At 74.7% G+C, this 18,015-nt stretch carries 17 protein-coding genes and 1 pseudogene; 7 read left to right on the top strand and 11 right to left on the bottom strand.

Going from position 1 to position 18,015, the window contains the following annotated elements:
* Positions 1-20: 20 nt before the first annotated feature.
* Entirely contained in the window at positions 21-959 is a 939-nt protein-coding gene (locus tag ACTMS9_RS19255; protein ID WP_441144569.1) for a thiamine-phosphate kinase, read from the bottom strand.
* A 122-nt stretch (positions 960-1,081) separates the two neighbouring features.
* Between ACTMS9_RS19255 and ACTMS9_RS19260 the strand changes: the two genes are divergently transcribed.
* Together ACTMS9_RS19260 and ACTMS9_RS19265 are read left to right on the top strand one after the other, a co-directional pair.
* Positions 1,082-1,315 (top strand): Lrp/AsnC ligand binding domain-containing protein, encoded by a 234-nt coding sequence (locus ACTMS9_RS19260; protein WP_013284547.1) that lies wholly within the window; start codon positions 1,082-1,084, stop codon positions 1,313-1,315.
* A complete protein-coding gene (locus ACTMS9_RS19265) occupies positions 1,316-1,978 on the top strand; it encodes a DUF3515 family protein (RefSeq protein WP_441144573.1) in 663 nt (220 codons plus the stop codon).
* 112 nt (positions 1,979-2,090) lie between these two features.
* Here the strand turns inward: ACTMS9_RS19265 and ACTMS9_RS19270 are convergent, their stop codons facing one another.
* Together ACTMS9_RS19270 and ACTMS9_RS19275 are read right to left on the bottom strand one after the other, a co-directional pair.
* On the bottom strand, positions 2,091-3,191 hold the full coding sequence (locus ACTMS9_RS19270) for a D-alanine--D-alanine ligase family protein (RefSeq protein WP_154943384.1): 1,101 nt from the start codon (positions 3,189-3,191) through the stop codon (positions 2,091-2,093).
* A 151-nt stretch (positions 3,192-3,342) separates the two neighbouring features.
* Positions 3,343-3,576, bottom strand: a complete 234-nt coding sequence (locus tag ACTMS9_RS19275) for a hypothetical protein (protein WP_154943382.1) — start codon at positions 3,574-3,576, stop codon at positions 3,343-3,345.
* Between the two features lie 262 nt (positions 3,577-3,838).
* On the opposite strand from ACTMS9_RS19275, the gene ACTMS9_RS19280 reads away from it, so the two are divergent.
* The gene (locus tag ACTMS9_RS19280) at positions 3,839-4,684 is read left to right on the top strand and encodes a helix-turn-helix domain-containing protein (protein ID WP_154943380.1); all 846 of its coding nucleotides are present in this window, start codon (positions 3,839-3,841) and stop codon (positions 4,682-4,684) included.
* A 4-nt stretch (positions 4,685-4,688) separates the two neighbouring features.
* Positions 4,689-4,889, top strand: coding sequence for a DUF397 domain-containing protein (locus tag ACTMS9_RS19285; RefSeq protein ID WP_441144577.1), 201 nt, complete (start codon positions 4,689-4,691; stop codon positions 4,887-4,889).
* A gap of 99 nt (positions 4,890-4,988) precedes the next feature.
* Here ACTMS9_RS19285 and ACTMS9_RS19290 read toward each other — a convergent pair whose 3' ends face one another.
* The 5 genes from ACTMS9_RS19290 to ACTMS9_RS19310 form a co-directional block, all read right to left on the bottom strand.
* On the bottom strand, positions 4,989-6,032 hold the full coding sequence (locus ACTMS9_RS19290) for an ROK family protein (RefSeq protein WP_307849278.1): 1,044 nt from the start codon (positions 6,030-6,032) through the stop codon (positions 4,989-4,991).
* Between the two features lie 105 nt (positions 6,033-6,137).
* Positions 6,138-6,929, bottom strand: coding sequence for a putative protein N(5)-glutamine methyltransferase (locus ACTMS9_RS19295; protein ID WP_441165611.1), 792 nt, complete (start codon positions 6,927-6,929; stop codon positions 6,138-6,140).
* Positions 6,930-7,067: 138 nt separating this feature from the next.
* The gene (locus ACTMS9_RS19300; RefSeq protein WP_441144583.1) at positions 7,068-8,210 is read right to left on the bottom strand and encodes a cystathionine gamma-lyase; all 1,143 of its coding nucleotides are present in this window, start codon (positions 8,208-8,210) and stop codon (positions 7,068-7,070) included.
* Entirely contained in the window at positions 8,207-9,214 is a 1,008-nt protein-coding gene (locus ACTMS9_RS19305) for an NAD(P)H-dependent glycerol-3-phosphate dehydrogenase (RefSeq protein ID WP_088963545.1), read from the bottom strand. The genes ACTMS9_RS19300 and ACTMS9_RS19305 overlap by 4 nt, the downstream gene beginning before the upstream one ends.
* A gap of 64 nt (positions 9,215-9,278) precedes the next feature.
* Positions 9,279-10,004, bottom strand: coding sequence for a lysophospholipid acyltransferase family protein (locus ACTMS9_RS19310; protein WP_441144585.1), 726 nt, complete (start codon positions 10,002-10,004; stop codon positions 9,279-9,281).
* Positions 10,005-10,142: 138 nt separating this feature from the next.
* Between ACTMS9_RS19310 and cofC the strand changes: the two are divergent.
* From cofC to ACTMS9_RS19325, 3 genes and pseudogenes are all read left to right on the top strand, one after another.
* A pseudogene (cofC, locus tag ACTMS9_RS19315) lies at positions 10,143-10,766 on the top strand (2-phospho-L-lactate guanylyltransferase); the annotation flags it as partial.
* 270 nt (positions 10,767-11,036) lie between these two features.
* On the top strand, positions 11,037-13,337 hold the full coding sequence (locus tag ACTMS9_RS19320; protein ID WP_441144587.1) for an RNA degradosome polyphosphate kinase: 2,301 nt from the start codon (positions 11,037-11,039) through the stop codon (positions 13,335-13,337).
* Positions 13,338-13,439: 102 nt separating this feature from the next.
* Entirely contained in the window at positions 13,440-14,324 is an 885-nt protein-coding gene (locus tag ACTMS9_RS19325) for an NUDIX hydrolase (RefSeq protein ID WP_441165612.1), read from the top strand.
* A gap of 23 nt (positions 14,325-14,347) precedes the next feature.
* On the opposite strand, the gene ACTMS9_RS19330 is transcribed toward ACTMS9_RS19325, so the two are convergent.
* The 3 genes from ACTMS9_RS19330 to leuD all read right to left on the bottom strand — a co-directional run bounded on the left by ACTMS9_RS19330 (position 14,348) and on the right by leuD (position 18,010).
* A complete protein-coding gene (locus tag ACTMS9_RS19330; RefSeq protein ID WP_441165613.1) occupies positions 14,348-16,465 on the bottom strand; it encodes an endonuclease/exonuclease/phosphatase family protein in 2,118 nt (705 codons plus the stop codon).
* Positions 16,466-16,596: 131 nt separating this feature from the next.
* Positions 16,597-17,250 (bottom strand): HU family DNA-binding protein, encoded by a 654-nt coding sequence (locus ACTMS9_RS19335; RefSeq protein WP_441144593.1) that lies wholly within the window; start codon positions 17,248-17,250, stop codon positions 16,597-16,599.
* A gap of 172 nt (positions 17,251-17,422) precedes the next feature.
* Positions 17,423-18,010, bottom strand: a complete 588-nt coding sequence (gene leuD, locus ACTMS9_RS19340; protein ID WP_441165614.1) for a 3-isopropylmalate dehydratase small subunit — start codon at positions 18,008-18,010, stop codon at positions 17,423-17,425.
* Positions 18,011-18,015 lie beyond the last annotated feature (5 nt).

Consider the following 18,015-nt stretch of genomic DNA (forward strand, 5'->3'; position numbering starts at 1 on the left):
GTGAAGGGTACGACCACCCCTTACCGGAAGTGGTCCCAGCCGCCCCGACCGTCGTACTTCTCACCGTCGACGGTGACGCCGGCGCCCGCCACCACCCGGCCGACCGGCCGCCACTCGTCGGGCAGGGCCACCGAGCGCGGGAAGGTCGCGGCCAGCGCGTGGTCGTCGCCCCCGCCGAGGATCCACGAGTACGGGTCGACGCCGAGCGCCTGCGCGGCGTCGCGCATCTGCCGGGGCACCTCGAAGGCGTCCCGGTGCACGTCGAGGCCGACCCCGCTGGCCTTCGCCACGTGCCCCAGGTCGGCCACCAGCCCGTCCGAGATGTCGATCATGGAGGTGGCGCCGAGCCGGGCCGCGTGCGGGCCGGCGGCGTACGGCACCTCCGGCCGCCGGTACGCCTCGACCAGCAGCCGGGGCGTGCGGAACCCGCGGGAGAGCACGGTCAGCCCGGCCGCCGCCCAGCCGCTGCGCCCGGCCACCGCCACCACGTCCCCGGGCCGCGCCCCGGAGCGCACCACCGGCGCCCGGCCGCCGAGGTCGCCGAGGGCGGTGACGGCGATGGTCAGGGTCGGGCTGGCGGACATGTCCCCGCCCACCACGCTCGCCCCCACCGTGGCCGCCTCCGCGGCCAGCCCGTCGGCCAACTCCTCCGCCCAGGCCGTCTCCAGGTCCGCCGGCATGCAGAGGGCGACCAGCAGCGCGGTCGGGGTGGCCCCCATGGCGGCGATGTCGGCCAGGTTGGCCGCCGCCGCCCGGTGGCCGACGTCCCGCGCGCCGGACCAGTCCCGCCGGAAGTGCCGCCCCTCGACCAGCACGTCCGTCGACGCGACCACCCGCGCGTCCGGGGCGGCCACCACCGCGCCGTCGTCGCCCGGACCGAGCAGGCAGCCCGATCCGTACGTCAGCCGCGCGGTCACCCGGTCGATCAGGCCGAACTCCCCGAGACCCCCGACACTCATGCCACTCCCTCGCCGCGCTCGCTCACTGCTTCCCCTCGACCACCGATAGGGATCACGCCTGCTCCGTAAGGTACTTTCACCCTTCGGGCCGCCCACGGGCGGCGACGGACGGAGGTCGAGTCGTGGTACAGGCGTACATCCTCATCCAGACCGAGGTCGGCCGGGCGCGTGACGTGGCCGGGCTGATCGCGGACCTTGCCGGCGTGGTACGGGTCGACGCCGTCACCGGGCCGTACGACGTGGTGGTGCTCACCGAGGCGAACACCGTCGACGAGCTCGGCAAACTCATCGTCAGCAAGGTGCAGATGGTGCCCGGCATCACCCGCACCCTCACGTGTTCGGTGGTGCGCCTGTAAGTGGACGAGATGACTTCCTCCCCGACCGCCGGCGCCGAGCCGGCCGAGCAGACCGTCAGCCGCAAGCCGGCCGCGCCGACCGCCGCCCGCAAGCCGGGCTGGGACCGGTCGACCCGCCGGGCCGCGCTGGTCGCCACCCTGGTCGCGGTGCCGGTGACGGTGGCCGTGGCCGGCTTCACCTTCGCCAAGCTGGCGCCGGACACCCCGGCCGCCGCGCCCAGCCCCACCGCCACCACCGCCCGCCCGCAGTCCACCACCCCGGTCGAGATGGCCGCCCCGGCGCTGGCCGCCCGGCCGGCCACCGTCTGCCGGGCGCTGATGTCGCAGCTCCCGCCGTCGGTGCGGGACCTGGCCCAGCGGCCGGTGACCGCCGGCGCCGAGCAGAACGCCGCGTACGGTGATCCGGCGCTCACCGTGGCCTGCGGCGGCGCCGAGCCGGCCGTCCCGGCCACCGGCGACGTCTGGACGATCAACAAGGTCTGCTGGTACGCGGCCGAGGAGGCCGACGCGACCGTGCTCACCACCGTCGACCGGGAGACCGCGGTCCGGGTGACCGTCCCCCGCGCGTACGAGCAGCCGTTGCAGTGGATCGCCCCGCTCGCCGACGCCGTGGTCGCCTCGGTCCCCTCCGCCGGCGACACCCCCGCCGGCTGCACCGCCTGACCCCCCGCCCCACGCCCCACTCGGGCGCACTTTCTGAGAAAGAGTGGCCATCCGCGCCCGGATGGCCACTTTTTCCGTGAAGTGGGCGGATCTTGAGCGGGGTGTGCGCGGGTCAGCGGGGGCCGGCGTTGCGGTGCAGGGCGGTGCGGATGAGGCGGTTGACCAGCTTGGGGTACTCCAGGCCGGAGGCCGCCCACATCCGGGGGAACATCGACGTCGGGGTGAAGCCCGGCATCGTGTTGATCTCGTTGAGGTAGACGTCCAGCTCCGGGGTGACGAAGAAGTCGACCCGGGCCAGGCCGGAGCAGTCCAGCGCGGTGAAGGCCCGGGTGGCGTACTCGCGCACCTGCCGGGTCACCTCGTCCGGCAGCCCGGCGGGGATGTCGTACTCGCAGGCGTCGTCGATGTACTTGGCCTCGAAGTCGTACCAGTCGTGGCCGGAGACCACCCGCACCTCGGCCAGCACGGACGCCTCGGGCGCGCCGCCGGCCTCGCCCTCCAGCACCCCGCACTCGATCTCCCGGCCGACGATGGCGCCCTCGACCAGCACCTTGGTGTCGATCTCGCGGGCGGTGGCGACCGCCGCGTCGAGCTGCGCCCAGTCGTCGACCTTGGTGATGCCGAACGACGAGCCGGCCCGGGACGGCTTGACGAAGACCGGCAGGCCGAGGCGCTGCTTGTCCTGCTCGCTGAGCGTCATCCCGTTGCGCAGCACCGCGTACGGGCCGACCGGGATGCCCTCGGCGGCGCAGAGCTTCTTGGTGAACTCCTTGTCCATCGCGGCGGCGGAGGCGAAGACGTTCGCCCCGACGTACGGGATGTCGGCCATCTCCAGCATGCCCTGGATGGTGCCGTCCTCGCCGTACGCGCCGTGCAGCACCGGGAAGACCACGTCCACGTCGGCGAGCGCCCGGGGCCCCTCGGTCGGGTCGAGCACCATCAGGCCACCCGCGGTCGGGTCGGCGCGGAGCACCACCTCGGCACCGGAGCCGGCGGTGATCTCCGGCAGCTTGCGGTCGCTGATGGCGAGCCGGGCCGGGTCACCGCTGGCCAGCACCCACTGCCCCTGGCGGGTGATGCCGACCGGCACCACCTCGAACTCGTCGGGGTCCAGCGCGCCGAGCACGCTGCCGGCGCTGACGCAGGAGATGCCGTGCTCGGGGCTGCGGCCGCCGAAGACGATCGCCACGCGGGTCTTGCCTGGGGTGGTCACTGGGTCACCTCTCGGTACGCGACTGCGGAGCCGCCAGCGGCGCTCACCCGGTCGACCTTACTGTGGGTGGCGGCGCGCCGAAGGTGATACCCGGGAGGACGCGTACGTCCCTCGCAAACGGTCACCCGTACCGATACGGTGCGTAGTCGACTCAGTCGCCTCCGACGCTGACGGCGCCGTGCCGGCGGCCGACGGCGATGACCTTCACCCGCTGCCGCCCGGCGCGCACCATGCCCAGCGCCATGAACGCCCCGGCGATCCGGTCGGCGGCCTCCCGGCTGCTCGCACCGACCACCTGGCGGCGCCGCTCGGGGGCCCGTCGCTCGTCCCGGACCTCGCCCTCGACGGGGCGGACGTCCGTGAGCACCACGAGGAAACGGGTCATCGCCGCTCGCCCTGCCATCCGGTCAGCCTCATCCCGCAGTCCCTCCGCGATGGACGGTGGCGGTGGCACGTGGCGATCGGGTACGGGGGAGTAAACCCGATCGCCACGCGCCCCATCCCCTCCGGTCGCTCACCACCGCCGTCGCCACGACAACCGTTGGTGAGGACGCCATCACAGATTGACAGGTGGACACGCGTGAATGCAACTCTCATCGACGTTCTCTCATGCACACGTTCCCGTGAACATATGTCACCATCGACGTATGGCTCCGAAGACCGCCCGGGCCCGCCGGCTGGGCATCGCCCTGCGCACCCACCGCGAGGCCGCCGGCCTGACCCTCGAGGCCGCCGCCGACGAGATCAACAGCACCCGCAGCACCCTGTCCCGCTACGAGAACGCCCAGACGCTGGTCAGCCCGGCCACCGTGCGCGCGCTGCTCAGCCTCTACGGCGTCGGGTCGGACGACATCGCGGCGGCGGTGCAACTGGCCAAGGACACCCGTAAGCCCGGCTGGTGGGTGCCGTACTCGCACCTGCTGGACAAACGCACCATCGACTTCATCGCCCTGGAGGCGGAGGCGACCGGCATCGCCAACTTCGAGCCTTCGGTGGTGCCCGGCCTGTTGCAGACCGCGGACTACATCCGGGGCGTGATGCGCGGCGGGCCGCACACCCTCGGCGACGACCAGGTCGAGCAGCGGGTGCAGCTGCGGCTGGACCGGCAGCAGCGGATCACCGCCGACGACCCGCCCATCTTCGACGCGATCATCGACGAGGGCGCGCTGCTGCGCCCGGTCGGTGACCGCTCGGTGATGGAGCGGCAGCTGCACCACCTGCTCAAGATGGCCGAACTGCCCAACGTCACGGTGCAGGTCATCCCGCTGGCGGCGGGCTACCACCGGGGCACCCGCGGCTCGCTGCACATCCTCGAGTTCGCCGACCCCGAGGACCCGATCATCGCCTCGGTGGAGACGGTCGCCGGGCAGATGGTCCTCGACCGGCCGGGCGACCTGCGTACCTGCACCAAGATCATGGAACACCTGCGGACCGTCGCGCTCAGCCCGACGGACAGCCGCGACCAGCTCCTGCAACTGTTGAAGGGACGGTAGGACCATGACACCGACGATCAGCGCGGCGCTGGCGACGGCCAGCTGGCGCAAGAGCACATACAGCGGGGACCAGGGCGCCTGCGTGGAGCTGGCGACCGTGCCGGACCTGGTGGCGGTCCGCGACTCGAAGGACCCGGCCGGCCCGGTGCTGCTCTTCCCCCCGGCCGCCTGGGCCGCCTTCGCCACCGCCCCACCCCACGCCTGACCCCGGCCCCACCCATCGGGTTGGTCACGAAGTTCGCGTCCCGGATGGCCCGATCCGGGACGCGAACTGGAGTGGTCAACCCGGTGGGGCCGGGGCGGGTCAGGCCGCCAGGGTGGGCTGGGGGGCGGGAGCGGCGCGCAACGCCTCCAACGCGGCGATGGCGACGCCACGCGCGCCGGCCATGTCGCGGTCGGGCACCAGGGCGAAGGTGGCCACCGCCGCCTGCTCGGCGCGGAGCACGGTGTTCTCCCGCACGGTGGCCAGGAACCACTCCCGGAACTCCGGCGCCGCCTCCACCACCCCACCCCCGACGAAGTACGCGTGCGGGTCGGTGAAGTTGGCCGCGATGGTGAACAGCCGGCCGAGCGCCGCCGCCTGCTGGGCGAAGACCTCCCGGGCCAGTTCGTCGCCGCGCTCGGCGTACCCCCGCAGCAGCTTGGCGGCCCGGTCGGCCGGCTCGGCGGCGAGCGGGTGGTCGGGGTGGCGCCCCAGCCAGAACGGCAGCAGGCTGCGCCGGATCCCGGTCAGCGAGGCGATGCTCTCGGCGTCCCCGACGAAGCCGCAGGCGCAGGTCGGCTCCGGCTGGCCGGGAGCGAGCAGCCCGGTCAGCGGGATGTGCACGTGCCCGAACTCGCCGGCCATCCCGGCCGCGCCGGTGACCACCCGACCGTTCTCCACCACACCGCCGCCGAGCCCGGTGCCGACGATCGCCGACACCGAGGACCGGACCATCGCCTCCGCTCCGAAGTGGACGTGGTGGGCGTAGAGCGCGGCCGCGTTGCCGTCGTTGTGGTAGACCACCGGCAGGCCGAGCCGCCGCTCCAGCGCGCCGCGCACGTCGTACCCGTGCCAGGCCGGCTGGGCGAAGTTGGTCGACCCCCGCGAGGAGATGACGCCGGTCGCGCTGGCCGGTCCCGGCGTGTCCAGCCCGACCGCCCGCACCAGCTCGCGGGGCACGCCGGTGTGCGCCAGGACGCCGTCCAGCGCGCGGGCCAGCGCCTCGATCGCCGCCTCCGGGCCGGCCTGGACCTCGCTGGGGATCTCCAGCAGCCCGTCGACCAGAAACCGGCCGTCCAGGGTGAGCACGGTGGCGTTGTCGCTCGTGCCACCGTTGTCCAGACCGACCACCACCGGCACGTCCACGCTGCCACCGCCTCCCGCCCGACCTTGGAACGAGGCTAGTTCCCGTCTTTCGCCCCCGCCATGCCGCGAACGGCCATCACGCCCGCCGATCCGGCGGCCGGGCGGTCAGCCCGGCCGGCGGGCGGTGACCGCGGTGGCGTCCCACTCCGGCTCCCGCACCACCGTCGGCACCAGCCCCAGCACGCTCATCGCCGCGCAGAGGGTGTCCGCCTGGGTCTCGCTGACCTCCACCACCAGGTGCCCACCGGGCGCCAGCCAGTCCACCGCCCCGGCGGCCACCCGGCGCAGCACGGCCAGCCCGTCCGCCCCGCCGTCCAGCGCCACCGGCGCCTCGTGCAGCCGCGCCTCGGCCGGCAGCAGCGCCACCGCCTCCGTCGGCACGTACGGGGCGTTGGCCACCACCAGGTCGAGGCGCCCCCGCCAGGCCGGCGGGAGCGGGTCGTACAGGTCGCCGGTCAGCACCGGCACGTCGTGGCCGGCGAGGTTGCGCCGGGCGCAGGCCACCGCGGCCGGGTCCACGTCGACGGCGGCGAGCCAGCGCGGGGCGAGGCGCCCGGCGAGGGCGAGCGTGGTGCCGCCGGAACCGCAGCAGAGGTCGACCACCGCCGGCGCCGGCCCGGCGACCGCGGCCGCGGCCTGCACCAGCAGGGCGGTACGGCCCCGCGGCACGAAGACGCCGGGGTCGACGGCGACCCGCAGCCCGCAGAACTCGGCCCAGCCGAGCAGGTGTTCCAGGGGAACGCCGGCGACCCGGCGGTCGGCGAGCGCGGCCAGCGTCTCGGCGGAGTCGGCGGCGGTGAGGAGCAGTTCCGCCTCGTCCTCGGCGTAGACGCAGCCGGCGGCGCGCAGCCGCGAGACGAGGGCGGGACGGTCGACGTGGAACGCGGTCGGTGCCATGGGATGCCTTTCGGGAACGCTCGTCGGCGCTCCCGGCCGTCGCCTAGCGGTGCGACGGGGACTCGGAGGGGAGCGCCGTTCCTGCTGTCTGGCGGATCGGACTCACCTCCTCCGGTCGGGGCCCGCACGGGCCGGGGATCACGATAGCGGACGGACCGGACCGGCGGCGTCCAGCGCGGCGGCGATGTCGGCGACCAGGTCGGCGGTGTCCTCCACCCCGCAGGAGAGCCGGACGAAGCCCGGCGCGGTGTCGTCGCCCCACTGCGCCCGCCGGTCGGCGGTGGTGTGCAGGCCGCCGAAGGAGGTCGCGGCGACGACCAGCCGAGCGGCCTCGACGAACCGGCTCACCCGGTCGGCGGCGCCGAGGTCGAAGGAGACCACGCCGGGCATCCGCCGCATCTGCGCCGAGGCCACCGGGTACGCCGGGTCCGCCGGTCGCCCGGGCCAGCGCAGGCCGGTCACGTCGGCGCGCCCGGCGAGCAGCTCGGCCACCGCCGCCGCGTTGGCGGACTGCCGGGCCAGTCGCAGGTCGAGGGTGGCCAGCGACCGGTGCGCCAGCCAGGCGTCGAAGGCCCCGGGCACCGCGCCGGTGGTGGTGCGCCAGGCGGTCAGCGTCGCCAGCAGCTCCGCCGAGCGGGTCGCCACGTAGCCCAGCAGCAGGTCGGAGTGCCCGGTCAGCGCCTTCGTGCCGGAGGCGACCACCAGGTCGGCGCCGAGGTCCAGCGGGCGCTGCCCGAGCGGCGTGGCGGTGGTGTTGTCGACCACCAGCAGGGTGCCGGCGGCGTGCGCCTCCCGCGCGAGCGCGGCGACGTCGGCCACGTCCAGGCCGGGGTTCGCCGGGGTCTCCAGCATCAGCAGCCGGACGCCCTCGAACGACGGGTACGGCCCGACGGTCGGCACGAACCCGACCCGCACCCCGATCCCCTCCAGGGTGGCGGTGGCGAAGGCGCGCACCGGGAAGTACCCGTCGGCGGGAAGGAGCACGGTGTCCCCGGGTCGCAGCACGGCCAGCAGCAGCCCGGTGATGGCGGCCTGACCGCTGGCGAAGACCCGGCAGTCGCCCCCCTCCAACTCGCCGATGGCCGACTCCAGCAGCCGCCGGGTGGGATTGTCCGGCCGGCCGTAGCCGTTCGCCGCGGCGGCCGGCCCCTCCCACGGGTCGAGGTGGTACGGCGCGGCGAAGACCGGCCCGGGCAGGAACGGGTCGCCGGGCACCGGCTCCGGCAGCCCGGCCCGGACGCAGCGGGTACCGTCCCGCCACTGCGGCTCGGCGGCGCTCACTCGTACGACTCCGGCTTGGCGGTGCGGCTCATCAGGGCGTCCACGGCGAGCCGGGGGTCCATGCCCTCGTGGCAGATCCGCTCGATCTGCTCGGTGATCGGCATCTCCACCCCGTGCGCCCGGGCCAGGTCCCGGATGGCCAGGCAGCTCTTCACGCCCTCGGCGGTCTGCCGGGTCGCCGCCTGCGCCTGCTCCAGCGTCTCCCCCCGGCCGAGGTGCTCGCCGAAGGTGCGGTTGCGGGCCAGCGGCGAGGAGCAGGAGGCGACCAGGTCACCCATGCCGGCGAGGCCGGCGAAGGTGATCGGGTCGGCGCCGAGCGCGACGCCCAGCCGGGCGGTCTCGGCGAGCCCGCGGGTCATCAGCATGGCCCGGGTGTTGTCGCCGAAGCCCATCGCGGTGGCAATCCCGTACGCCAGGGCGATCACGTTCTTGACCGCCCCGCCCAGCTCACAGCCGATCACGTCGTCGTTGGTGTACGGGCGGAAGTACGGCGTCCGGATGGAGGACTGCACCAGCGCGGCGCGGCGGGCGTCGGTGCCGGCGACCACGGTCGCGGCGGGCTGCTCGGCGGCGATCTCGGGGGCCAGGTTGGGGCCGGAGACCACCACCACCCGGTCCGGGCTGACCCCGGCGGTCTCGACGATCACCTCGCTCATCCGCCGGGTGGTGCCCAGCTCGATGCCCTTCATCAGGGAGACCAGGGTCGAGTCCGGGGCGAGGTGGCCGGCCCAGTCGGCGAGGTTGCCGCGCAGCGTCTGCGACGGCACCGAGAGCACCACCAGCTCGGCGCCGGAGATCGCCTTGGCCGCCTCGCCGGTCGCGGTGACCCGCTCGGGCAGCCGCAGGTCGGGCAGGTAGTCCGGGTTGCGCCGGTGGACCCGGATGGCGTCGGCGACCGACTCCCGCCGGGCCCAGATCGTCACGTCCCGGCCGGCGTCGGCGAGGATCTTGGCGAAGGCGGTCCCCCAGGACCCGGCCCCCAGCACCGCCACATGGCCGCTCATGCCCTCGCCTCCACACGATCGGCGGCGCGCGGCGCCACCACACTGAGCTGGTCGATCCGCTCGCTCATTCGGTCACCTCGGGAGTACGCGGACGGGCGGGACGTTCCCACAGCGGGGGCGGCGTGCCACCCCGGATGTCGGCGAGCAGGGCGCGCAGGCTCAACATGATCTCGTCGGTCATCTCTTCCAGCACCGCCCGGCTCGGGGTGTCGCCCGCCCACCGGCTCAGGTCGACCGGCTCGCCGGCGACGACGGTCACCGGGGTGCGGGGGCGCAGGCCGAAGCGGGTGGTCCGCGGGTCGAACAGCTTCTCCGGGCCCCACATCGCCAGCGGGATCACCGGCGCGCCGGTGGCCAGCGCCAGCCGGGCCGCCCCGGTCTTGCCCTTCATCGGCCACAGCTCCGGCTCGCGGGTGATGGTGCCCTCCGGGTAGATCACCACCGCGCCGCCGGCGTCGAGCGCCGCGATCAGCTTGTCCAGCGACTTGACCGCGTCGGCGGTGCCGCGTTCCACCGGGATCTGCCGGCAGCGGTGCAGGATCCACCCGATCACCGGCACCCGGAAGACGCTGGCCTTGCCGAGGTACTGCGGCCAGCGGCCGGCCTCGTAGATGAAGTGCGCCGAGACCAGCGGGTCGGCGTGCGAGAGGTGGTTGGGCACGATGATGATGCCGCCGTCGCGGCGCAACTGCTCGGCGCCGCGCCAGGTGCGCCGGGTCCAGACCAGCATCACGGGCTTGACCAGCGCCACGGCGAAACGTTGCCAGAAACCCAGCCTGCGCCGTGTCACCCTGCCTCCTCGTCGCCCCAACCCCGCGCGCCGCACCCACCGGTGCGGCCCGCAGCGGAAATCATGCCTGCTCGCCCCGGGTACGGCCAGTGCGGGTACCACCGTCGACGCTGGCAGGATTGTCGCGTGGGTCAGAGCCTGTGGACCGTGGTGGTGCCGGTGAAGCGCCTGGGCGCGGCGAAGAGCCGGCTGCGGGGCGCGCTGCCGGCCGTACCCCACGAGGAGCTGGCCCTGGCCCTGGCGGCCGACACGGTCCGCGCGGTGCGGGCCTGCCCCGCGGTCGCCGAGGTCCTGGTGGTCACCGGCGACGAGCGGGCCGCGGCGCTGCTGGGCGCGGCCGGCGCCCGGATCGTGCCGGACGAGCCGGAGGCCGGGTTGAACGCCGCGTTGCGGCACGGCGCCGCGGCCGCCGCCGCGGGCGGCTGGGTGGCGGGGCTCACCGCCGACCTGCCGGCGCTGCGTCCGGCGGAGCTGGCGGCGGCGCTGCGGGCCGCCGCCGACGACCCGCGGGTACGCCGCTTCGTCGCCGACGCCCCGGGCAGCGGCACCGTGCTGCTCACCACACCGCCCGGCGTGCCGCTGGAGCCCCGGTTCGGGGTCGACTCGGCGGCGGCGCACGCCGCGAGCGGGGCGCTGCCGCTGGCCGGGCCGTGGCCCTCGCTGCGCCGCGACGTGGACACCGCCGCCGACCTGGCGGCGGCGCGGCACCTCGGGCTGGGGCCGCGCACCGCCGCGCTCGCCGCGGCCCGAGGGGAGAGCGCGTCGGGGTACGGTGCTGGCATGCAGGGCACGGTGGCGACCTTCGACGCGCAGACCCGCACCGGCGTGCTCCTCCTGGACGACGGCACCGAGCTGGCCTTCCCGGCGCCCGCCTTCGACGCCTCCGGGCTCCGACTGCTCCGCCTCGGGCAGCGGCTGCGGGTGGACCTCGGTCCGGACGGCGAGGTCGTCCGGGTGACATTGCCGACGATGGCCTGAACCGACCCGCCCGAGTTCATTTTGCGTTAACCAGGATCGGGTGATTATGAGCAGGTGAGCACCCCTCGCGAGCACCCCGCCCGTCCGCCCCACGCCGCCGACCCGACTGGCCCCCGCAACGGCGCCCGCCGCCGCGGCGGCACCCGCGCTCCCGAGGAGACCGTCGCCACCGCGCCCGACTCCCCCGGCGCCAGCGCCGCCGGGGCCTCCGCCGGGCTGGAGGAGGTGCTCGACCCGGGCGACCGGCCCACCCCGCCGACCGGTCTGGACGGCGAGCCGCCGGCCGTCGCGCCGCTGCCCGAGGACCGGTTCCTCAACCGGGAGCTCTCCTGGCTGGACTTCAACGCCCGGGTGCTGGCGCTCGCCGAGGACCCGCGCACCCCGCTGCTGGAGCGGGCCAAGTTCCTGGCCATCTTCGCCAGCAACCTCGACGAGTTCTACATGGTGCGGGTGGCCGGGTTGAAGCGTCGCCTCTCCGCCGGCCTGCCCGTACGCGGCGGTGACCGGCTGCCGCTGCGCACCCAGCTGGAGCTGATCACCGAGAAGGCCGCCGAACTGGTCGGCCGGCACGCCGCCTGCTTCGTCGAGGACGTGCTGCCCAAACTGGCCGCCGAGGACGTCCGCATCCTGCGCTGGGCGGAGCTGGACGATCCCGAGCGGGAACGACTGCGCACCTACTTCCGTGAGCACATCTTCCCGGTGCTCACGCCGCTCGCCGTCGACCCGGCGCACCCGTTCCCGTACATCTCAGGCCGGTCGCTGAACCTGGCGGTGGCGGTCCGCGACCCGGACGGCGGCTCCGAGCTGTTCGCCCGGGTGAAGGTGCCCAACAACGTGCCGCGTTTCGTCCGGGTCGCCCGGGAACAGCCGGGCCTGCGGATGCTGCCGGTGGAGGAACTCATCTCGGTGCACCTGGGCCAGCTCTTCTCCGGCATGCAGGTGGTCGAGTGCCACCTGTTCCGGGTCACCCGCAACGCCGAGGTGGAGGTCGACGAGGACCGCGACGAGGACCTGCTCCAGGCGCTGGAGCGGGAGCTGGCCCGGCGCCGCTTCGGCCCGCCGGTACGCCTGGAGGTCGCCGCCAGCATCTCCGACCACATGCTGGAGCTGCTCGTCCGGGAACTGGACATGGACGGGCACGACGTGCTCCGGGTACCCGGGCTGCTCGACCTCTCGGCGCTCTGGCAGCTCTACGGCGAGGCCGACCGCCCCGACCTGAAGGACCGGCCGTTCGTGCCGGCCACCCACCCCCGGCTCGCCGAGGGCGAGGTGCCGCGCAGCGTCTTCGCCACGCTGCGCGACGGGGACGTGCTGGTGCACCACCCGTACCACTCGTTCGCCACCAGCGTGCAGCGCTTCATCGAGCAGGCCGCCGCCGACCCGAACGTGCTCGCCATCAAGCAGACCCTGTACCGCACCAGCGGCGACTCCCCCATCGTCGACGCGCTGGTCGACGCGGCCGCCGCCGGCAAGCAGGTGGTGGTGCTGGTGGAGGTCAAGGCGCGCTTCGACGAGGTGGCCAACATCGGCTGGGCGCGCACCCTGGAACGGGCCGGCTGCCACGTCGTCTACGGCCTGGTCGGGCTCAAGACACACTGCAAGACCGCCCTGGTGGTACGCCAGGAGGGCAACCAGATCCGCCGCTACTGCCACATCGGCACCGGCAACTACCACCCGAAGACCGCCCGGCTCTATGAGGACTTCGGCGTGCTCACCGCCGACCCGGAGATCGGCGCCGACCTGACCGACCTGTTCAACGTGCTCACCGGCTACAGCCGGCAGACCGCGTACCGGCGGCTGCTGGTGGCGCCGCAGGGCATCCGCAGCGGCCTGATCGAGCGGATCGAGCGGGAGATCCACCACGTCCGCCTCGGGATGCCCGGGCTGGTGCAGTTCAAGGTGAACGCGCTGGTCGACGAGGAGATCACCGACGCGCTCTACCGGGCGTCCCGGGCCGGCGTCCACGTCGACCTGCTGATCCGGGGCATGTGCACGCTGCGGCCGGGGGTGCCGGGGCTGTCGGACAACATCCGGGTCCGCTCGATCCTCGGCCGGTTCCTGGAGCACTCGCGGATCTTCCGGTTCGGCAACAACGGCGACGCCGAGTTCTGGATGGGCTCGGCCGACCTGATGCACCGCAACCTGGACCGGCGGGTGGAGGCCCTCGTGCAGGTCAGCGACCCGGTCGCCCGGGCCGAACTCGACCACGTGCTGACCGCCGCGTTCAGCCCCGAGGTGGACTCGTTCGAGCTGGCCGGCGACGGCACCTGGACCCGCCGCGCCGGCACCCCGGAGGAGCCGCTGACGGACCTGCAGGAGCTGCTGCTGCGCCGGGTGGGCGGCACCGCCGGCTGACCGGGACGGCCCGCCGCCGTCACGGTTCGGGCGCGCGGCGCTGCGCCGTCGGACGAAGCTGAGCGGCCCGTACGGCGGGTCGCCCGGACGTAGGGTGATCAGATGGCGCAGGAGCAACCGGTCGACATCCGGGCGGCCGGTGGAGTCGCCTGGCAGCCGGACGCCGACGGTGGCCTCCGGGTCTGTCTGGTGCACCGGCCCCGCTACGGCGACTGGTCGCTGCCGAAGGGCAAGCTGGAGCCCGGCGAGCACCCGCTGCTGGCCGCCGTCCGCGAGGTGGCCGAGGAGACCGACGTACGGGCCGTGCCGCAGGTCCGGCTCCCCACGGTGCGCTACCGCAGCGAGGGTCGACCGAAGGCGGTGGACTACTGGTCGATGCGGGCGGTGGGCGAGGGCGGCTTCCAGCCCGGCACCGAGGTCGACGACGTGCGCTGGCTCGCCGTCGACGAGGCGATCCGGCTGGTCAGCTACCCGCACGACGCGGAGGTGCTGGCCGCGTTCGCCGCGCTGCCCCCGGTCACCGGAACGATCGTGCTGGTCCGGCACGCCCGCGCCGGCAAGCGCGCCACCTGGTCCGGTCCGGACGACGGGCGCCCGCTGGACGTGACCGGCAGGGCCCAGGCCGAGCGGCTGGCCCCGCTGGTGGCGCTGGTCCGCCCCACCCGGCTGCTGTCCGCCTCGGCGCGTCGCTGCGTGCAGACCCTCGACCCGGCGGCCGCCCTGCTCGACCTGCCGATCGAGGTGGACGGCGACCTGGACGAGCCGCGGCCGGGCCAGCTCGGCGACGAGTGCGCGCTGGCGGTCGCCGGCCGGCTGGCGGAGCTGGCCGCCGCCGGCGAACCGGTCGCGGTGTGCAGCCAGGGCAAGGTGATCCCGGGCGCGCTGGAGCGGTTGACCGGGCGGACCGACGACTTCAACACCCCGAAGGGCGGCGGCTGGCTGCTCGCCTTCGCCGCCGACCGGCTGGTCGCCGCCGACCGGCTCTGAGACCGGCGGGTGCGCTGTCCCGGTCAGGCGGGCGGCAGGGTCAGGGTCACCGCGACCGGCAGGTGGTCGCTGGCGGTGCCGCGCGGCGCGACGGCGTCGGCGCCGGTGAGCCCGGGCGAGACGAGGACATGGTCGATCTGCTCGCGCGGGTCGTCGGCCGGGCTGGTCGGCAACGGCCGGGCCGCCGCCAGCGCGTCCACCAGGCCGGCGCGGGTGAACTCCGCGAAGCCGGGAGCGCCGGGTTCGGTGTTCAGGTCGCCGGCCACCACCAGGGGGCGGCCGGCGGCGTACCCGAGGGCGAACGAGGCCACCGCGCGGGCCTGGACCACCGGCTCCCGCCCGGGCGGCGGTTGCAGGTGGGTGGCCACCACCGCGAGGCGTACGTCGGCACCGAGGTCGACGGTGACGCCGAGCGCCTGCGCCCCGGTCGGCGCGCCCACCGCCGGCAGCCGGCGGGTGCGCGCCGCCGCCAACGGCCACCGGCTCAGCACCGCGTCGCCCCAGAGCGGGTCGGCCGCCGGGGCGAAGACGTACGGCGTGTCCAGCCGCTCGGCCAGCAGGTCGAGGGTGTCGTGGCCGCCGTTGAGCAGCCAACCCCGGTCCACCTCGCTCAGCACCACCACGTCGGCCCGGCCGACGGCCCGGGCCAGGGCGTCCGGATCGAACCGGCCCTCGATGCCGAAGCCCATGCGGATGTTGTACGCCGCCACCCGCACCGTCGACGGCGGTCCCTCGCGGTTGCCGGCCACCAGCGTCTCGTCGACGGTCAACGCGGCGACCAGCGCCAGCGCCGTGGCGCACGCGGCGGTCCGCACCGGGGGCAGCGACGGCACGGTACGCGCCGGCCCGGGCCCGGCGGACAGCGCCGGCACGGGCCCGGTACGCGCCGGTGCGGGCCCAGCGGACAACGCGACGGCAGCCGTCAGGACGGCCACGGCCACCGGCACCCATCCGTTGGGGTAGCCGAGGTCGTAGGCGGCGTAGTAGAGCACCGCCGCGACGGCGAAGACCAGCATCCCGCCGACCGTGGCGTACCCGCGGCGGCCCGCCGCCCGGTGGAATCCGCTCGCCTCGCCGTCGCCCGGTCCCCCCGCGGCCGGCGCGACGCCGGTGTCCCCCGCGGCCGGCGCGACGCCGGCGGGCGCCGTCGGCGTGACGCCGGTCGCGGCCGTCGCCGACGAGACGCCGGCCGGCACGGTCGCTGGCTCGATGCTGGTCGTCGGGATCGCCGGGATCGCCGGCGCCGGCTCCTCGGCGCTGTCGCAGCGGGCCAGGCAGCCACCGAGGCCGACCGCGGTGAGCAGCACGGCCGGCAGCAGCAGCTCGCCCCGCCCCAGGGCCACCAGCACGGCCCCGGCGAGCAGGGCCACCGGGCCGATCCACCGCCCGGCCGGCCGGCGCGGCGGCGTCAGCGCGGCGAGCAGGAACCCGCCGACCGCCACCGCGACCGGCAGCGGCCCGAACAGCGGCGCGACGGCCGCTCCCGAGCCCTGCGCGGGCGACGACTCCAGCAGCCCGAACTGGTACGACATCGCCGTGCGGGCCACCGCCGGGGAGAGCGCCACCATGCCGGCGAGCAGCAGCGCCGGCCCGACCAGCAGCCAGGCACGCGCGCCACCGGCGCCGGCGGGCGGCGCGGGCAGGGCCTGTCCGGCCAGGAAGAGCACGGCCAGCACGACGCCCAGCACCCAGACCTCCGCGCCGCCCAGCCAGGGCGAGCGGTAGGTGTCGGAGACGGCGTGCAGGACCGCGGCGGCGGCCAGGCCGAGCGCCAGCCCGGGTACCGGCCGGTTCGACCCGGCGGCCACCGCGGTGAGCCAGCAGAGCCCGGCGACGAGGCCGGCGGTGGCGAGCCAGAGCTGTACCCGCCCGCCGGGGAAGCCGGTGACGGCGAGCCGGGCGCCGGCCAGCACCACCGCGGCGGCGAGGGCCACCGGCCGGACGCCGGCCCGGCGCAGCAGCGGCGGCACGGCCAGGGCGAGCACGAACCAGCCGAGCGCGAACGCCCCGAGCAGCTCGGCCGGAGTGGACGCCGCCTGCCCGAAGATGGTGATGACCGACGGCAGGAAGACCCGCAGCACGTCGGTCAGCACGACCAGGCCGAGGGCGGTGACGACGGTGGTGCGGTGGCGGTAGCGCACGAGGCCTCCTCGCCGACCGGTGGGGGTGCGGCGATTCTGCGCAGCCGGCGGGCCCCGGGTCAACGGGCGGGAAACGCCGTGAGGGGCGCCCACCGTGCGGTGGGCGCCCCTCACGGGCGTACGTGCGCAGGTCAGCGCCGGGCGGCGGTCTTCTTGGCCGGAGCCTTCTTCGCCGGAGCCTTCTTGGCCGCCGTGCTCTTGGCGGCGGTGGTCTTCTTCGCGGCGGTGGTCTTCTTCGCCGCCGTGGTCTTCTTCGCCGCCGTGGTCTTCTTCGCCGCCGTGGTCTTCTTGGCCGCGGCGGTCTTGGTGGCCGCGGCGGTCTTCTTCGCCGGCGCGGCCTTCTTGGTGGGGGCGGCCTTGGCCGCGGCGGTCTTCTTGGCGGCCGCAGCGGTGGTCTTCTTCGCGGCGGCGGCCTTGGCGCCGGTCGCCTTGGCCCCCGTCGCCTTCGCGCCGGCGGCCTTGGCTGCGGCCGCAGTGGTCTTCTTCGCCGGCGCGGCGGCCTTCGGCACCTTGCCGCTGGCCACCATCTCCTTGAAACCGGCGCCGGCGCGGAAGGTCGGGACGGATGTCTTCTTGACCTTCACCGCCTCACCGGTACGCGGGTTGCGCGCTGTTCGGGCACCCCGGACGCGCTTTTCGAAAGCTCCGAATCCGGTGATCGCCACCTTCTCGCCCTTGGTTACCGCCCCCTGGACCTCGGCGATGACCGCGTCGAGCGCCGCCGTCGCCGTCTTCCGGTCCCCCAGGCGAGCGGCGAGCGCCTCGATGAGCTCGGCCTTGTTCACGACTTCCTCCCGATTGTGCAACTGACTCGACGCGAGCCATTCTGCGCGCACGGTATGCCCTGTGCTGGCGGGACACAAACATTCGGTGGAAAAAAGCCCTTGTGTCGTAACGGATTCGCCCCCACCGGGCGGACCGGTGGGGGCGAAAACCGATGAGCGGTCGGGCGTACGGCTATGCCACGGCGGGCTTGAACGACGGCCGGGACGCCTCGTACGCGCTGATCTCGGCGGCGTGCCGGAGGGTGAGTCCAATGTCATCCAAGCCTTCCATCAGCCGCCAGCGGCTGTGGTCGTCCAGCGGGAACGACCAGCTCGCCGGGCCGACCCGGACCTCGCGGGCGGCCAGGTCGACGGCGACCTCGGTGGTCGGATCGGACTCGACCCGGTCCCAGATCTCCTCGACGGCTTTCAATTCCAGCTCCACCGGTAGGAGGCCTTCCTTGAGCGCGTTGCCCCGGAAGATGTCACCGAATCGCGGCGAGATCACCGCGCGGAAGCCCCAGTCGCGCAGCGCCCAGACGGCGTGCTCGCGTGATGATCCGGTGCCGAACTCCGGACCGGCCACGAGAATCGACGCTCCGGAATGGGCCGGATCGTTGAGCACGAATGCCGGATCTTCCCGCCACGCGCTGAAGAGTCCGTCCGCGAAACCGGTCCGGGTCACCCGCTTGAGGTACACGGCCGGAATGATCTGATCGGTGTCCACGTTGGACCGCCGCAACGGCACGGCGGTGCCGGTGTGGGTGGTGAACCTGTCCATCTCTC

Source organism: Micromonospora sp. L31 (assembly GCF_052068075.1).
Classification (GTDB): Bacteria; Actinomycetota; Actinomycetes; order Mycobacteriales; family Micromonosporaceae; genus Micromonospora; species Micromonospora purpureochromogenes.

Excerpts from the sequence above, each read along its gene's own strand:
- ACTMS9_RS19255 (WP_441144569.1), bottom strand. The coding sequence starts at position 959 with ATGAGTGTCGGGGGTCTCGGGGAGTTCGGCCTGATCGACCGGGTGACC.
- ACTMS9_RS19275 (WP_154943382.1), bottom strand. The coding sequence starts at position 3,576 with ATGACCCGTTTCCTCGTGGTGCTCACGGACGTCCGCCCCGTCGAGGGC.
- ACTMS9_RS19280 (WP_154943380.1), top strand. The coding sequence starts at position 3,839 with ATGGCTCCGAAGACCGCCCGGGCCCGCCGGCTGGGCATCGCCCTGCGC.
- ACTMS9_RS19285 (WP_441144577.1), top strand. The coding sequence starts at position 4,689 with ATGACACCGACGATCAGCGCGGCGCTGGCGACGGCCAGCTGGCGCAAG.
- ACTMS9_RS19295 (WP_441165611.1), bottom strand. The coding sequence starts at position 6,929 with ATGGCACCGACCGCGTTCCACGTCGACCGTCCCGCCCTCGTCTCGCGG.
- ACTMS9_RS19305 (WP_088963545.1), bottom strand. The coding sequence starts at position 9,214 with ATGAGCGGCCATGTGGCGGTGCTGGGGGCCGGGTCCTGGGGGACCGCC.
- ACTMS9_RS19325 (WP_441165612.1), top strand. The coding sequence starts at position 13,440 with ATGGCGCAGGAGCAACCGGTCGACATCCGGGCGGCCGGTGGAGTCGCC.
- leuD (WP_441165614.1), bottom strand. The coding sequence starts at position 18,010 with ATGGACAGGTTCACCACCCACACCGGCACCGCCGTGCCGTTGCGGCGG.